14 protein-coding genes are annotated in these 14,614 nt (G+C 67.2%); 6 read left to right on the top strand and 8 right to left on the bottom strand.

The genetic code is table 11. The features are described 5' to 3' along the window. Positions 1-112: 112 nt before the first annotated feature. From ACXJKC_RS02405 to ACXJKC_RS02385, 5 genes are all read left to right on the top strand, one after another. The gene (locus tag ACXJKC_RS02405; protein WP_456695076.1) at positions 113-1,612 is read left to right on the top strand and encodes an MFS transporter; all 1,500 of its coding nucleotides are present in this window, start codon (positions 113-115) and stop codon (positions 1,610-1,612) included. A gap of 75 nt (positions 1,613-1,687) precedes the next feature. Next, positions 1,688-2,767, top strand: a complete 1,080-nt coding sequence (locus tag ACXJKC_RS02400; RefSeq protein ID WP_456695075.1) for a FecCD family ABC transporter permease — start codon at positions 1,688-1,690, stop codon at positions 2,765-2,767. Further along, on the top strand, positions 2,764-3,558 hold the full coding sequence (locus tag ACXJKC_RS02395) for an ABC transporter ATP-binding protein (protein WP_456695074.1): 795 nt from the start codon (positions 2,764-2,766) through the stop codon (positions 3,556-3,558). The genes ACXJKC_RS02400 and ACXJKC_RS02395 overlap by 4 nt, the downstream gene beginning before the upstream one ends. Before the next feature lie 12 nt (positions 3,559-3,570). Further along, positions 3,571-4,575, top strand: a complete 1,005-nt coding sequence (locus tag ACXJKC_RS02390) for an ABC transporter substrate-binding protein (RefSeq protein ID WP_456695073.1) — start codon at positions 3,571-3,573, stop codon at positions 4,573-4,575. After that, a complete protein-coding gene (locus tag ACXJKC_RS02385; protein WP_456695072.1) occupies positions 4,572-5,795 on the top strand; it encodes an MFS transporter in 1,224 nt (407 codons plus the stop codon). The genes ACXJKC_RS02390 and ACXJKC_RS02385 overlap by 4 nt, the downstream gene beginning before the upstream one ends. A gap of 10 nt (positions 5,796-5,805) precedes the next feature. Here ACXJKC_RS02385 and ACXJKC_RS02380 read toward each other — a convergent pair whose 3' ends face one another. The 8 genes from ACXJKC_RS02380 to ACXJKC_RS02345 form a co-directional block, all read right to left on the bottom strand. Then, positions 5,806-6,573, bottom strand: coding sequence for an SDR family NAD(P)-dependent oxidoreductase (locus tag ACXJKC_RS02380; protein ID WP_456695071.1), 768 nt, complete (start codon positions 6,571-6,573; stop codon positions 5,806-5,808). Continuing rightward, a complete protein-coding gene (locus tag ACXJKC_RS02375) occupies positions 6,570-7,835 on the bottom strand; it encodes an FAD-dependent oxidoreductase (protein WP_456695070.1) in 1,266 nt (421 codons plus the stop codon). Before ACXJKC_RS02375 ends, ACXJKC_RS02380 begins: the two co-directional genes overlap by 4 nt. Positions 7,836-7,846: 11 nt before the next feature. Continuing rightward, positions 7,847-8,239, bottom strand: a complete 393-nt coding sequence (locus ACXJKC_RS02370) for a RidA family protein (protein ID WP_456695069.1) — start codon at positions 8,237-8,239, stop codon at positions 7,847-7,849. A gap of 42 nt (positions 8,240-8,281) precedes the next feature. Next, a complete protein-coding gene (locus tag ACXJKC_RS02365) occupies positions 8,282-9,040 on the bottom strand; it encodes an aspartate/glutamate racemase family protein (protein WP_456695068.1) in 759 nt (252 codons plus the stop codon). Then, positions 9,037-10,461 (bottom strand): dihydrolipoyl dehydrogenase, encoded by a 1,425-nt coding sequence (lpdA, locus tag ACXJKC_RS02360; RefSeq protein WP_456695067.1) that lies wholly within the window; start codon positions 10,459-10,461, stop codon positions 9,037-9,039. Before lpdA ends, ACXJKC_RS02365 begins: the two co-directional genes overlap by 4 nt. Before the next feature lie 65 nt (positions 10,462-10,526). Further along, positions 10,527-11,744 carry a dihydrolipoamide acetyltransferase family protein gene (locus tag ACXJKC_RS02355; RefSeq protein ID WP_456695066.1) on the bottom strand — a complete coding sequence of 406 codons (1,218 nt, stop codon included), beginning with the start codon at positions 11,742-11,744 and terminating at the stop codon, positions 10,527-10,529. Next, positions 11,741-12,724: an alpha-ketoacid dehydrogenase subunit beta gene (locus ACXJKC_RS02350; protein WP_456695065.1), complete on the bottom strand. Its 984-nt coding sequence runs from the start codon at positions 12,722-12,724 to the stop codon at positions 11,741-11,743. The genes ACXJKC_RS02355 and ACXJKC_RS02350 overlap by 4 nt, the downstream gene beginning before the upstream one ends. Position 12,725: 1 nt before the next feature. Continuing rightward, positions 12,726-13,811, bottom strand: coding sequence for a thiamine pyrophosphate-dependent dehydrogenase E1 component subunit alpha (locus ACXJKC_RS02345; protein WP_456695064.1), 1,086 nt, complete (start codon positions 13,809-13,811; stop codon positions 12,726-12,728). Between the two features lie 149 nt (positions 13,812-13,960). On the opposite strand from ACXJKC_RS02345, the gene ACXJKC_RS02340 reads away from it, so the two are divergent. Continuing rightward, positions 13,961-14,596 (top strand): GntR family transcriptional regulator, encoded by a 636-nt coding sequence (locus tag ACXJKC_RS02340; protein ID WP_456695063.1) that lies wholly within the window; start codon positions 13,961-13,963, stop codon positions 14,594-14,596. Positions 14,597-14,614 lie beyond the last annotated feature (18 nt).

Here is a 14,614-nt window from a genome sequence, read left to right as displayed (position 1 = left end):
TTCCCGGCTCGTCGAGCGTTCTTCGGTCGTTGGCGCTAGGGCAAGGGCGCAAAGACCACCCCTCGCGGGTGGGTCTTTCCCACCCGTTCCGCCAATCTCGAGGAGCAATTTCATGAGCGCCCGCGCGCCTCACCCATCGTCGACCGATCCAAACCACGCCGCCCGCTGGATCATTCTGGCCATCGTCGGTGTCGCCCAGCTGATGGTCGTCCTGGACGCCACGATCGTCAACATCGCCTTGCCGTCAGCCCAGTCGGACCTGAGCTTCAGCGACGAAAACCGGCAGTGGGTCGTCACGGCCTACGCCTTGGCGTTCGGTTCCCTCCTGCTGGTCGGCGGACGCCTCGGCGACCTGTTCGGCCGCAAGCAGATGTTCATTGTCGGCCTGTTCGGTTTCGCCTTGGCCTCCGCGCTCGGCGGTGCCGCCAACAGCTTCGAACTCCTCGTCGTCTCGCGTGCCCTTCAAGGCGTGTTCGCCGCCGCACTCGCCCCGGCGGCCCTGGCGATCCTCTCGGTGACGTTCACCGATCCGCAAGAACGCGGCAAGGCGTTCGGCATCTTCGGCGCGATCGCAGGTGCCGGAGCCGGCGTCGGCCTCCTCCTCGGCGGTGTCCTGACGCAGTGGCTGTCGTGGCGCTGGTGCCTGTACGTCAACCTGGCGTTCGCGGTGCCGGCCGCGATCGCGGCCATCGTCTACGTCCACGCGCATCATCGCGACCGGGCAGCAGACGGTCACGCACGCACGATCGACGTCCCCGGCGCCGTGACCGGAACCTTGGGAATCTTCGCCCTCGTCTTCGGCGTCTCTTCTGCCGAGGCGCGCGGCTGGGACTCCCCGCTGACGATCGCATCCCTCGTGGCCGCACCCCTGCTGCTGATCGCCTTCGTCATGATCGAGCAGAGGGTGCGCGAACCCCTGCTGCCTTTGCGCGTCGTCCTCAACGCGACACGTGGTGGCTCGTACTTTTCGATCGCGGTGCTCGGCATCACGATGTTCGGCGTGTTCTTGTTCCTGACCTACTTCCTGCAGCAGAACCTCGGCTACTCCCCGGTCAAGGCCGGCTTGGCCTTCATGCCGTTGAACATCACCGTCATGATCGTGTCGGGCGTGTGCGCATCGGTGCTGTTGCCCAAGCTCGGCCCGCGCGTCCTGATCGTGTGGGGCCTCCTGCTCGCCGCCGCAGGCATGGTCGTGCTCGCCCAGATCACGAGCAGCTCGGGCTACCTCACGATCCTGCCGGCGCTGCTCCTCGTCGGCGTCGGCGCAGGTTTCCTGTTCACCACGACGTTCGCGACCGGCACCCTCGGCGTGGACGAACGCGACACCGGAGTGGCATCGGCGATGCTCAACACGGCGCAGCAGATCGGCGGATCGGTGGGCACGGCGCTGCTCTCGACCCTGTTCGCCAGCGCGGTCGCCGACTACGCGACCGACAACCCCGGCCCACGAGCCGCTGTCGAGGCCAGCATCCACGGGTACACGACGGTGTTCTGGTGGGCGGCCGGCCTGACCTTCGCCGGCGCCCTCGTGGCATTTGCCATGATGCGCTCCAGCAGGGCTGACATGGAACGCACGGGATCCGAACGTCCGGCGGGAGTCGGCGCGCACTGATCTGAAGCAGGCATGTAGCGCGGGCCCGGCCAGGCCACGTCGAGTCCCCCTAATGGGAATGGTTATCATTCCGATATGGCTACGACCTCTGCTCACCCGCCCACCACAGCGGACGCCGTGCACCACGTCGGAGTGCGTCGGCGCCGCTTGGCGGTGACCGGCGCGCTCATCGCGCTACTTCTCGTCGCAGTCCTCAGCGTGGGAGTCGGCCCGGTCGGGGTCAGCCCCAGCACGACTATCCAAATCCTCTGGGCGCACATCATGCCCGGATCGATCGAGGCGGCCTGGACCCAGGTGGAAGACCAGATCGTGTGGACGTTCCGCGTCCCGCGGGTACTCCTGGCCGCCCTCGTCGGGGCGACACTTGCCGCGGTCGGGACGATCCTGCAGGCCATCATCCGCAACCCGCTCGCCGATCCCTACGTGCTGGGCGCATCCTCAGGGGCCGCGCTCGGTGCGGTCGGCGCTCTCGCAATCGGTGCGACAGTCCCCGGGCTGCTGGTGACCGGCTCGGCATTCGCAGGAGCGGCGACCGCCGGAATCGCGGTCTACGTGCTGACCGTGCGCGGTCGCCGGCTGGAACCGCTGCGGCTGGTTCTCGCGGGTGTCGCGCTCTCATACCTCTTCAGTGCCATCACCGGGTGGATCACCGTGACGGCCGACCACGGCAAGTTGCCCGGACTCATGTTCTTCCTGCTCGGCAGCATCAGTTCGGCGAGCTGGAGCCTTCTGGCGATACCGGCCGTCGCGCTGGCGATCGGCATCGCCTACGCCGTGTGGCGGGCCGATCACCTCGATGCGGCAATGACCGGTGAGGAGACCGCGGCCTCGCTCGGCGTCGACATGACGCGTCTTCGGCTCGAAACGCTGGTCGTCACGTCCGCGCTGACCGGCGCCGTCGTCGCGGTCGCGGGCGGGATCGGTTTCGTCGGAATGGTCGTGCCACACGTCTGCCGCCTCATGATCGGAGCCGGCCATCGTGCGCTGATCCCGCTGTCGGCTGTCACCGGCGCCGTCCTGCTCGTGCTCGTCGACACGATCGCGCGTACCGCCGCCTCGCCGCGCGAGATCCCGATCGGTGTCGTGACGGCCCTGGTCGGCGCACCCTTCTTCCTGTGGCTCATGCGGCGTCGGCCGATGGGAGCCGAACGATGAGCGATCAACTCATCGTCGACGATGTCTCCGTCGTCATCGGCGGCACCCCGATCCTGCACGAGGTAAGCCTGACTGCCCGGCGCGGCGAGGTCGTGGGCCTGCTCGGACCCAACGGTAGTGGCAAATCGACGCTGCTGCGGGCCGTCAGCGGGATCCTGCCAGCGACGCGGGGACGCATCACACTCGACGATCTCGATGTCGGGACAGCCGGTCGGCAGGCGATCGCGCGCCGGTGCGCCGTCCTCTCGCAGGATCACGCGACCGACATCGAGCTCTCCGTACTCGATGTCGTCCTCCTCGGACGCATCCCGCACCGGCGGTCGTCGGGTGATCGGTCCGATCTCGAGCTGGCTGCCGAGAGCTTGCGCCGGACCGATGCCGAACATCTGTCGGGGCGCTCATTTCCCACGCTGTCGGGAGGTGAACGCCAACGCGTGCTGCTGGCACGAGCACTGTGCCAGCAACCACAGGTACTGCTGCTCGACGAGCCGACCAATCACCTCGATGTCTCACATCAGCTCGGACTGCTCGAGCTCGTGGCATCCCTCGACCTCACATGCGTCGTCGCACTGCACGATCTGACGCTCGCAAGCACCTACTGCGACCGCGTGGCGCTGCTGCGCGCCGGACGACTCGTCGCCGTCGGCACCCCCGCCGAGGTCTTGACGACCGAACGGATCGAGAACGTCTACGGCGTCGACTGCGATCTGCTCACCCACCCCCGGACAGGTCGACCCGTGGTCGCCCTCACCCATCGGCGCGGGCAGCGTGCCCACGCCACAACGCCTTGAATCAGGAGAAACATGACCACATCCCATCTCAGGACGAGTCGCCTCGGCCTGGCAGCGGCAGCTCTGCTCACCTCACTCGCCGCTTGTGGCACCGTCACGACCGGCAGTGACAAGACCCCTGCGTCCGCGAGCGGCGACTATCCCGTCGTGGCGCAGAACTGCGGCCGCGAGATCTCGATCGCCGACACACCGCAGCGCATCGTCAGCATGCACCCCAGCATCACCGAGTTGCTGATTCAGCTGGGCCTCGGTGACAAGATCGTCGCCCAGGCCCAAGACGCTCTCGGCGAGCCATCGCCGGAACTGGCACCGCAGATCGAGGCAATCCCCTCGATCAGTGCCGACACCCCGCCCAACCGCGAGACGCTCCTGGCCAAGACTCCCGACCTCGTGCTGAGCGGCACCGAGTACGAATTCACGAGCGATATGGGATTCGCGAGCTACGACGACCTCGAAAGCGTCGGCGCCCAGACCTGGGTCGCCACCGCCGGCTGCAAGGACCGGCGCTCCGCCGGAACTGTCGAGGACACCTTCGACGACATCGCATTCCTCGGCAAGGCGTTCGGTGCCGAAGACAAGGCGGCGGAGGTCGAGAAGCAGGCCCGCGCCGATCTGGCCGAGGTGGCCGACATCGTCGGAGACGATGCACCGGTCCCGGCCGCCCAGGTCTATGTCGAAGGCGGCAAGCTCTACGCGATCGGCGGCGCCGTCGAGATCGATGTGCTGCGTCTGGGCGGGGGCGAGAACGTGTTCGCGGGCGACGGTCGCTTCGCCGACTTCTTCGCCGCCGAGGTCAACGCCGAAGTCATCTTGGCCAAGGCCCCGGAGGCGCTTGTCTTCGCGGTCAACGACAAGCAGCACGAAGCCAAGACCCGCGCGTACCTGACCAAGAATCTGCGCGACACGCCAGCCGCGAAGTCGGGCCGACTTATCGCGGTCGACAACACCTTCGTCCAGCCCGGAACCCTGTCGGCCATCGAAGGCGCCCGCATCGTCGCCAAGGGTCTGCACGGGTGACCTCGCGCGGCCTGGGACGTGACTTCGGCTGGTTCTGGGCCGCCCGCATGGTGGCCGTCGTGGGTTCCGCGCTCACGGCGGTCGCCCTCCCGGTCATCGTCTACGACCTGACGGAATCACCCTCGCTCACCTCGTCGGTGACGGCGCTGCAGGTTGCGCCCTATCTCGTCTTCGGGCTTCTCGCCGGAGCCATGGCTGACCGGCTGCCCCGCCGCCGGATCATGCTGGGCGCGCAGGTCGTATCGGCCTTCGCTCTCCTGACCGTCCCGGTCACGGAGCACTTCGGCACACTCCACGTCGCACACGTACTGGTCGTGGCGGCGGTCGTCGCGTCGGCGTTCGTGTGGTTCGATGCCGCCGCGTTCGGTGCCCTGCCCACGATCGTCGAGCGAACCGACATCGGACGGGCCAACAGCGCGCTCTGGACGGCGTCGACCCTCCTCGGCATCGGCGCTCCCGCTCTCGGCGGACTACTCGTTCCACTGATGGGCGCCCACAATGTCCTCAGCGTGGACGCCACGTGCTACGTCCTGGCCGCGATCTGCATGCTGGCAGTCGTCCGTCCCATGGGCCCGCTGAAAAAGACGGCGGACCACGAACGTCCCACCCTGCGCTCGGACATCGGCGAAGGGATCGTATTCCTATGGCGGCACGACGTCATTCGTCCCCTGACGCTGCTAGGCGTCGCCAACTCGGTGGCGGCCGGTGGTGTGACCGGACTCCTTCTCGTGCTGGGGGTCGAACGACTCGACATCACGTCCGGGGGCGGGGCTCTCGGCGGCCTCCTCACGACTGTGGCCGTGGGAGGATTCCTGGCCGCGGCGGCCCTCCCGCGTCTGGTCCGCCATATCGCGGTGGGCCGGATAACCCTGGGCGCCCTCGGTCTCTGTCTTCTGGCCCTCGTCCTGCTCGCGGCATCCACCTCGATCATCGCCGCCGCGGCCTGCCTCCTGGTCTGGAGCGTCGGCAACACGATCGTGATCCTCAACGGCATCAGCCTGCGTCAACAGCTCACGCCCGATCGTCTGCAGGCGAGGGTCAACACGACCGGCCGGATGCTCGCCTGGGGCGGCGCACCGATCGGAGCAGTGGTCGCCGGCGTCATCGCACAGACCGCCCATGTCGCTGCCGGTGTCGGGACGATGGCCCTGGTGGTCTTCGTGGGAGTGGCGTACGGACTCGCCGCCGGCATGCGCGACCGCGACTTCGGCAGGGTGTGACCCCGCGCGGTCACACAGCGTCGCCGTTGACGGTGAATCCACCGTCCACGGTCAGAACCTGCCCCGTCACATAGCTCGCCTCGTTCGAGGCCAGGAACGCGACCACCGCCGCGACTTCCGCGGGGGCAGCCAGCCGTCCCTGGGGAATGCGAGCCGTCAGGGTCGCCTCGTCGAGATCCCCAGAGTCGAACCCCGACTGCACCATCTCGGTGAGAGTCCATCCGGGGGCCACAGTGTTGACCCGCACTCCGCGTTCGGCCCATTCCAGGGCCAAGGTGCGGGTCAGCCCGGTGAGTCCGGCCTTGGCGGTCGTGTACGACGCACGACCCGAGATACCGACATTGGCGGCCACCGAACTGATGTTGACGATCGCACCAGAACCTTGCGGCAGCATGTGCCGCGCGGCCGCTCTGGAGCACCAGAAGACACCGTTGAGATCGGTGTCGATGACTCGCAACCAGTCGTCGTCGGAGTAGCTCTCCGCGGGTGACCGCACGATTACGCCCGCGGAGTTCACCAGCACCGACAACGGTCCGTGGTCGGCAAGGATGCTGTCGAACACCGCATCGACTTCGGCCGAATCGCCGACGTCCATGCGGTGGCCGTGCGCCCGGCCGCCGGTCCGCGACGAGATGGTCTCGACCGCATGGTCGATCGCTTCGGCGTCGCGGCCCGTGATGAACACGTCATGCCCGTCGGCGGCCAGTCGCTCGCTGATGGCCAGTCCGATTCCCTTCGCGCCGCCTGTGACCAGGGCCCGGCCGGCCGGCACACTCATCCCTTGCGCCTGTTCCGCACCACGAACGCCGACGTGTCGACCGCCGAGGGCCGTCCGGCCACGATGTCCGACAGCATCAGGCTCGACCCGCATGCCATGGTCCAGCCCATGTGACCGTGACCCGTGTTGTAGTACAAATTGGTGTGCTTCTTGCCCCGCCCGATGATCGGCGGGCCGTCGGGCGTCATGGGTCGCAGGCACGAGCGCATCGAGGCGTTGTCCCAGTCGGCCGCGCCCGGGAACAGCTCCTGAGCCATCGCGAAGATATTGGAGAAGTCGTCGTCCTTGAAGCCCCGACCGTAGCCGTCGAACTCGGCCGTCGAGCTCATCCGCAAGGTGTCGCCGAAGCGCGACCACGCCACCAGGGTCTTCTCGTCGACACCGCACACGGTCGGCGCGGCCGAAGGATCGGTCACGTCGACGGTCAGCGAATATCCCTTGGCCGGATAGACCGGCAGGTTCTGACCGACGGTCCGCGACAGGAACGGGCTCTGGATGCCAAGAGCAAGCACGAACTGCTCGGCGGTGTAATCGCCCTTGTCGGTGACCAAGGTCGTGACCCGCTGCCCCTCGGCCAGAAACTTCTTCGCGGTCACACCGGTCACGAAGGTGACCCCGTACTTCTCCTGGCAGACCCGCGCGAGGTTGAGGGTGAACAGCTCGGAGTTGCCGCTGGCGTCGGTGACTCCATGGATCGCACCGGTCAGCTTGGGTGCCGCGTCCTTGAAAGCCGGATCGAGCGCGACGAGATCATCGGCAGTGAGCTGGCGGACTTGTTGACCGTTGTCGGTCAGGAGCTTCATCTTGGCCAGACCGAGCTGCAGTTCCTTCTCATCGCGGTAGAGGTACACCGCGCCCTGTTTGACCGCGTCGTACTCGATACCTTCGAGCTCAGCGAGGGCATCCATCTCGGCCTGGCTGTACTGGCACAGCGCCAGCTTGGCCAGGGTGTTGATGCGGGCCCGTTTGGTCGTGCACTCGCGCAGGAACTGCATGCCCCACCACAGGAACCGCGGATCGGCGCTGATCTTGACCCGGATCGCGGTGGCCTGGCCGCCGAGCGACTTCAAGAACATCTTGGGTGCCTGTGGCGAGGCCCAGGCGAACGAGTGACCCGGCGCGACCAGTCCGGCGTTGCCACCGGTGGCGTCCTGGCCCAACTCTTCGCGCTGTTCGATCACCGTGACGTCATGGCCTTCCTTGGCCAGGTAATACGCGGAGGTGACACCGATGATGCCTCCGCCGAGGATGACTGTCTTCATATCTGTTCCGTTCAGGCGCCGTGGTGCACGGCCGTGGACTGGACCTCGACGACGAGACCGTCGATGAGGAGTCCGGCCACGACCGTGGCGCGCGCCGGACGGTGCGAGCCGAAGACTTCCTGCCAGGCGCGGTTGAACTCCGGCAGATGCTCCAGCCCGGGAACGAAGACCGTGGCGGTCAACACGTCGTCGAGGGTTCCGCCGACCTCTGCCAGAACCCGCGAGATCCGGTCGAGGGTGACCTTGGTCTGCTCATAGGCGTCACCGGGTGCGACGACCTTGTTGTCATCGTCGAGTGCGACCTGGCCGGCGACGAAGACGAATCCGTTCGCCACCGTGGCCTGGGAGTACGGGAACAGGGCGGGGCCGAATGTGGACGGGTTGACGGTGCGAATGGTGCTCATGGGACTTCTTTCCTTGGTGGGTTGTCGGTCGGTACAGGACGGTCAGCAGATGCCGACCGTGTAGGGCTGTGGATTGGCGGCTCGCTCGACATAGCCGATGTACGAGGCCCAGTCGAAGACGGGAAGGCCGGTCGCTTCGCGGATCGCGGCGGAGTAGACGGGCAGATCGCTGCATTCGAGCAGATACGCACCGAGGTCGGGGAACGCCAGCTTCAGCTCGACCGCTGTGGCGACAACCTCGGCGTTCATCAACGCGAGGTCGAGGGTGCCCGTCTCCTCGAGGATGACGTCACGGAAGTGTGGTTGGTGCTCGAGTCCGCCGATCACGATGCGATCCAGGTCGGTGATACCTGCACCTCCCAGGACGCTCGGGGTCAGCGCGGCGGAGTTGGCAGCCAGTATTCCTAGCCGGCGGTGAGGTCCGAGCATCCTGCTGAGCATCGGCACCTGCAGCAGGCTCGACATGAACACCGGCACATCGACCGCGGCGGCGACCTCGTCCTGACAGACCGCCATGAAGCCGCAGTTGCCGGTGATGGCGCGCACCCCTTCGGCTTCGAGTTGACGTGCCCCCTCGATCAGCAGGCGGGTGAAGGTCTCGCCGTTACCGCGCAGGACGTCGGCACCGGATACGCCGTCAACTTCGAGGTAGCGCATCGGGAAGTCGAAGGTCGCGGCGTTGTTGAGGTCGCCGGGCACGAACGGGATGTTCCACTGAGCGCACAGCATGCCGATCGGGTAGCCGTAGGCGACCTGCCCGGGCCTGGCGTGGAACACCGGGCCAGAGGCACTCGCGTTCATCGTGTCCCCCTCGGGACGTGGACCGGGCGATCCAATGCGACGAGCGCGCTCTCGTGCAGCACTTCGGACATCGTCGGATGGGGATGAATCGTTCCGGCGATGTCTTCGAGATGTGCACCCATCTCGATGGCCAGGGCAGCCTCGCCGATCAGCTCGGTGGCATGTGGTCCAATGATCAACGCGCCGAGCACGATGCCTGTGCCGTCGTCGACGATCCAGTCGGCCTGCCCCGCGCTCGCGCCCATCGTGCGGGCCCGGCCGGAGGCCGACACCGGAAACGACGATCTCCGTACGGTGTGACCGGCGGCTTCGGCCTCTTGGACCGTGAGTCCCGTCTGCGCGATCTCGGGATCGCTGAAGATGACGGCCGAGACGGTCCGCGGGTCGTAGACCTCCCGATGTCCGCTGAGCACCGCAGCTGCCACATGCGCCTCGGCGCTGGCCTTGTGTGCCAGTGCCGGACCCGGAGTGATGTCGCCGATCGCGGCGATCCGAGGTGTCAGCAGTCGATCGGGTCCGACCTCCAGCAGACCACGTGGACCAGGAGCAACTCCGATCGCTTCCAGGCCCAGGTCGTCGGTGTTGGGCACCCGGCCGATCGCCACCACGACGAGGTCGACCTCGATGCCCTCCTCGCCGCCGCTGCCGGTGACCCTGAGCGACTGTCCGTCGTCCCCCGTGACGGTCGTCGACGTCCTGACCGCGACGCCGAGCTCCTTCAACCGCTTGGCCACGGCGCGCCCCGCAGCAGGGTCCATGGTGGGCAGCAGAGTCGATTCGGCCTCGACGATCGTGACCGCGGAGCCCAACTTGGCCAAAGCGGTTCCGAGCTCGATCCCGATGTAGCCGCCGCCGACCACCGCGACCCGGGCGGGAAGCTCGTCGAGATCGAGCACTCCGGTGGAGCCGACGATGCGCATGCCGTCGACCGGCAAGACGGCCAAGGGCATGGGCCGCGATCCGGTCGCCAGGATGCACGACGCGAACTGCAGATGACTCGGCGGAGCCTCCGGATCTGTCACGAGCGCTCCCTGATCGGGTCGGGTGAGCCGGAAGTAGCCCTGACGGACGTCGACCCCTGCGCTCTTGAGCAGACCCCGCACTCCGGCGTTGAGACCGGAGACCACGTCGTTCTTGAATGTCTGGAATGCCGCCAGGTCGACGTCGGACCCGCCGACGGCAGGCGCTCCGCGCTTGGCCCACACAGGTCCGTCGTGCACGTGATGCGCCAGCTCGATCAACGCTTTGGACGGAATACAGCCGACGCGAACGCACACACCGCCCAGCCCGTCGGCGCCGTCGGCGTCCACCAGGACCACTTGGCGTCCGAGCTGAGCTGCTGCGATCGCGGCAACGTAACCGCCCGGGCCCCCGCCGACGACCACGAGGTCGACGCCTTCGGGCATCTCTCCGACAACCATGTGAGTTTTCTCCTTCTGTCCTGGCGGGACGGGATCTGGCGAGTCTGTGTCGTGACAGGACGGGTTCAGCCGAGCAGGAGCAGCGGCTCGACGATCGCCTCGGCGACCGCCGCGACGAACTGCCCCAAGTCGGCACCGTCGTTGATGCGGTGATCGACGGCCACGGCGATGGGCAACATCGGCCGGACCACGGCCTGGCCGTCGACTGCGACGACCTTCTCGGCGATCCGGCCGAATCCGGCGATGCCGACCTCAGGCGGGCGGATCACCGGCGTGCCCAGCCACGTGCCGAACGAACCGAAGTTGGTCACCGTGAAGCTGCCGCCCGTGAGTTCGTCGAGGGTCGCGGTGCGGGTCCTGGCGCGGTCGGCCAGCCGATCCACCGCTTCGGTGAGTCCTTGGATGCCGAGCTGATCGGCATCGCGGATGACCGGGACGATCAATCCGTCGTCGGTGGCAGTAGCGACGCCGAGGTGCACTCCGGCGTAGCGGGTCAACTCCTCGCGGTCCGCGTCGTACGTCGCGTTGATCGACGGCTGGAGCAACAGGGCCCGTGTCACCGCCCGCAGCAGGAACGGCAGCACCGACAGCTTCTGTCCGCGAGCCTCGAAATGCGGCTTGAGGGCGGCGCGCGCCCGCAACAGCGCAGTCGCATCGACCTCTTTGAACTCGGTGACGTGCGGAATCGCGAGCGCCTCGGTCATCGAGCGGGCTATCTGCCTGCGCAGTCCGCGTACGGGAACGATCTCGTCGTCGTGGCTGCGCGCGGGGGCGGGCCGGTCGGAGCGCACCGGTCCAGACGCGTCAGGACGGGTCTTGCCCGAAACGTGATCGTCGAGATCGCTCGCCAGGACCCGTCCATGGGGCCCCGAACCGGTCACCTCGGCGAGGTCGATGCCCCGCTGTACCGCGAGCCGACGGGTGTACGGGCTCGCCAGAACGTGCGTGGCCGTCGCTAAAGGAACATCGGGCACCGGCACACTGTCGGGAACACCGGCGGCGATCGGGGCGTGTTCGACCGCGGGCGCCGTCGCGCCCTCGGCGATCTGCACCGTCACGATCGGCGATCCGACCTGGACCACCACGCCTTCTTCGGCGTGCAGCGTCGTGATCGTCCCGGCGACCGGGGAGGGCAGCTCGACCAAGGACTTGTCGGTCTCGACCGTGACTAGCGGAGCGTCCTCACGCACCTCGTCACCTACTGCGACGTGCCACTCGACGATCTCCGCCTCGGCGATGCCTTCGCCGACGTCGGGGAGGGAGAACTCGAACTGTTCGTTCACGCCGAAACCTCCATCAGGGCGAGGACCTCACGCACGACACGCTCTTGGCTGGGCACGTATGAGTCCTCGATTCCCGCGAGCGGATACGGAGTGTCGGGGGCGGTGATGCGCAGGATCGGGGCCTCCAGGTCGTAGAAGCACTCCTGCTGGATCGTCGCGGCCAGCTCAGCCCCGAACCCTCCGGTCAGCGGCGCCTCGTGCACGATGACCGCGCGTCCCGTCGACGACACCGCCCGCGCGACCGTGTCGACGTCCAGCGGCACCAACGACCGCAGGTCCACAACCTGGGCATCGATCCCCTGCGCGGCCAGATCCTCGGCTGCCCGCTTCGCCAGACCTACCGCCGCAGACCAGGCGATCAAGGTGACGTCGGCGCCTTCGCGGACGACGGCCGCCTCGCCGATGGGGACGGTGTAGCGCTCTTCGGGCACGTCGTCACGGCTCAGCCGGTAACCCTTGAGCGGCTCCAGATACAGCACCGGATCGTCGGTCTCGAGAGCCGCGGTCAACAGTCCGCGGGCGTCGTGCGCCGTCGACGGCGCGACAACCTTGAGCCCGGGGGCGTGCGCGTACAGCGCCTCGAACGCATCAGAGTGCAGCTCGGGGGTGCGGACACCACCGCCGAACGGCGCGCGGATGACCATGGGGATCGCGAACCGGCCTTGCGAGCGGTACCGCAAACGGGCTACTTGCTGGCCGATCTGGTGGAACGCCTGGTGCCCGAAGCCGAGGAACTGGATCTCCACGACCGGCCGCAGCCCGCTCATCGCCAGACCGATGCCCGAGCCGACGATAACGCCTTCGGCCAGGGGCATGTCGACAACCCGGTCGGCGCCGAATCTGGCCTGCAGTCCGTCCGTGGCTCGGAAGACTCCGCCGAGTTTGCCGACGTCCTCGCCGATCAACACGATGCGCTCGTCCCGCTCCATCTCGTCGGCGAGCGTCTCGCGGATCGCTTCAACCATGGTCTTGACGGTCATCTCAGATCCCCTTGCTCGCGGCGGCGACCCACTGGGCGCGCTGATGGTCCAGTCGTGCCGGCGGTTCGGCGAACACATGCTCGAAGATCGCTTCGACGCCTGCCGGGGCAGTCTTCTGCGCGACGCTCAGCGCGCGTTCGACCTCGGCCACGCAACGGTCACGCACGTCCTGCTCGACCTCTTCGGTCCAGAGTCCGCGTCGGGTCAGATAGGCCTGGACCCGTTCGATGGGGTCGGTGCCCTCCCACTGCTCGTGATCGTCTGCTCCGACGTACTTGGTGGGGTCGTCGGCGGTGTTGTGGGCGCCCGCGCGCCAGGTCAGCGACTCGATCAGCGTCGGCCCTTCGCCGGCACGGGCCCGTGCCACGGCGATCCTCATCGCGGCATGCACCGCAAAGAGGTCGTTGCCGTCGACGTAAATGCCTTCGACGCCGTAGCCCGGACCGCGTTCGGCGAACGTCCGCGCGGCGGTCTGGATGCTGCGTGGGGTCGAGATCGCCCAACCGTTGTTCTGTAGGAAGAAGATGACCGGTGCCTTGGTGACGCCTGCGAGATTGAGCGACTCGTGGAAGTCGCCTTCCGAGGACGCCCCGTCGCCGACGAACGTCGTGACGACGGAGTCGCGGCCCTGCTTGCGCAGACCCCACGCCAGTCCGACCGCCTGAGGAAGCTGGGCGGCGAGCGAGATCTGGATCGGCAGGACGTTGACGTCATCGGGGATCGACCCACCTGCGGGGTGGCCCATGAAATACAGCGCGAAGTTCTCCAGCGGCAGGCCCTGGCGCAGCAGCGCAGGAAGCTCGCGGTACTGGGGCACAACCCAGTCGCGGGCCGGATCGAGGGCCGAGGCCGCACCGACGACCGAACCTTCCTGCCCGCGGACCGACGAGAAGGTGCCGAAGCGGCCTTGACGTTGCAGGCTCGTGGCCTTCTCGTCGAACGTACGCGTCAGGAGCATGAGCCCGAGAGCGGCAAGTGCTTCGTCGTCGGTGAGCGGAGACTCATCGACGAGAAGATGGCCCGACTTGTCGAGAACACGCAGCGGCTCGAGCACGTCGTGGGACGGTGAGAATTGAAACTCTGGCATGCATGCAGGATTGCATGCAGTGTAGAATTCAGCAACCAAGTGTCCGAATCGTGGATGCCGCCGACGCCCGAATCGCGGTCAGGCCACGCCGGAAAGTTGAATGCACAGTTGTATGCTGAACCCTCAATCGCTGGCGGAAAGGCCTCCCAATGACGACGAACGTCTCCCTCACCCGCGAGGCCCACGCCCAACTGCGCTCGGACATCCTCGAAGGTCGCATCAGACCCAATGAACGGCTCGTTGCGGGAACCTTGGCCGAGCGACTGAACATCTCGCGTACACCCGTCCGCGAAGCGTTGCAGCTCCTGGCCGCCGACGGTTTGATCGTCGCGGTCAACCGCGGATATGTCGTGCGCGAGCACACCGGCGACGAGATCCGGCAGATCTACGAGGTCCGCGCCGCGCTCGAGGAGATGGCCGCCCGGCTGGTCGCCGAACGCGCCACCGACGAACAGATCGCCTCGATCGAGGCGATCGGCGCCCACGAGGAGTCGATCGCCGAAGGCAGCAGAGCTGTCATCGTCCAGCTCAACGGCGTGTTCCACGAGGCCATCGTGCAGATCTGCGGCAACGATCTGCTGGCGACGCTGAACAAGCAGAACTCCGAACAATTCTTCAACCGTCGGGTCGCCCGCCTTTACAGCGACCAGGAAGCCACCGACGCGATCTGCGGCCATCGGGAGATCCTCGACGCACTCAAGAGTCGCGACGCAGATGCGGCAGCAGCGGCCGCGAGACGGCACGTGATGCAGGCTCTCCAAGTCACGATGGACAAGATCGGCTGAACCCGCACCGCCTCGCAA

Source organism: Aeromicrobium sp. P5_D10 (assembly GCF_054049535.1).
The sequence above is the reverse complement of the archived record's forward strand: the minus strand, read 5'-3'. Positions and strand labels throughout refer to the sequence as shown.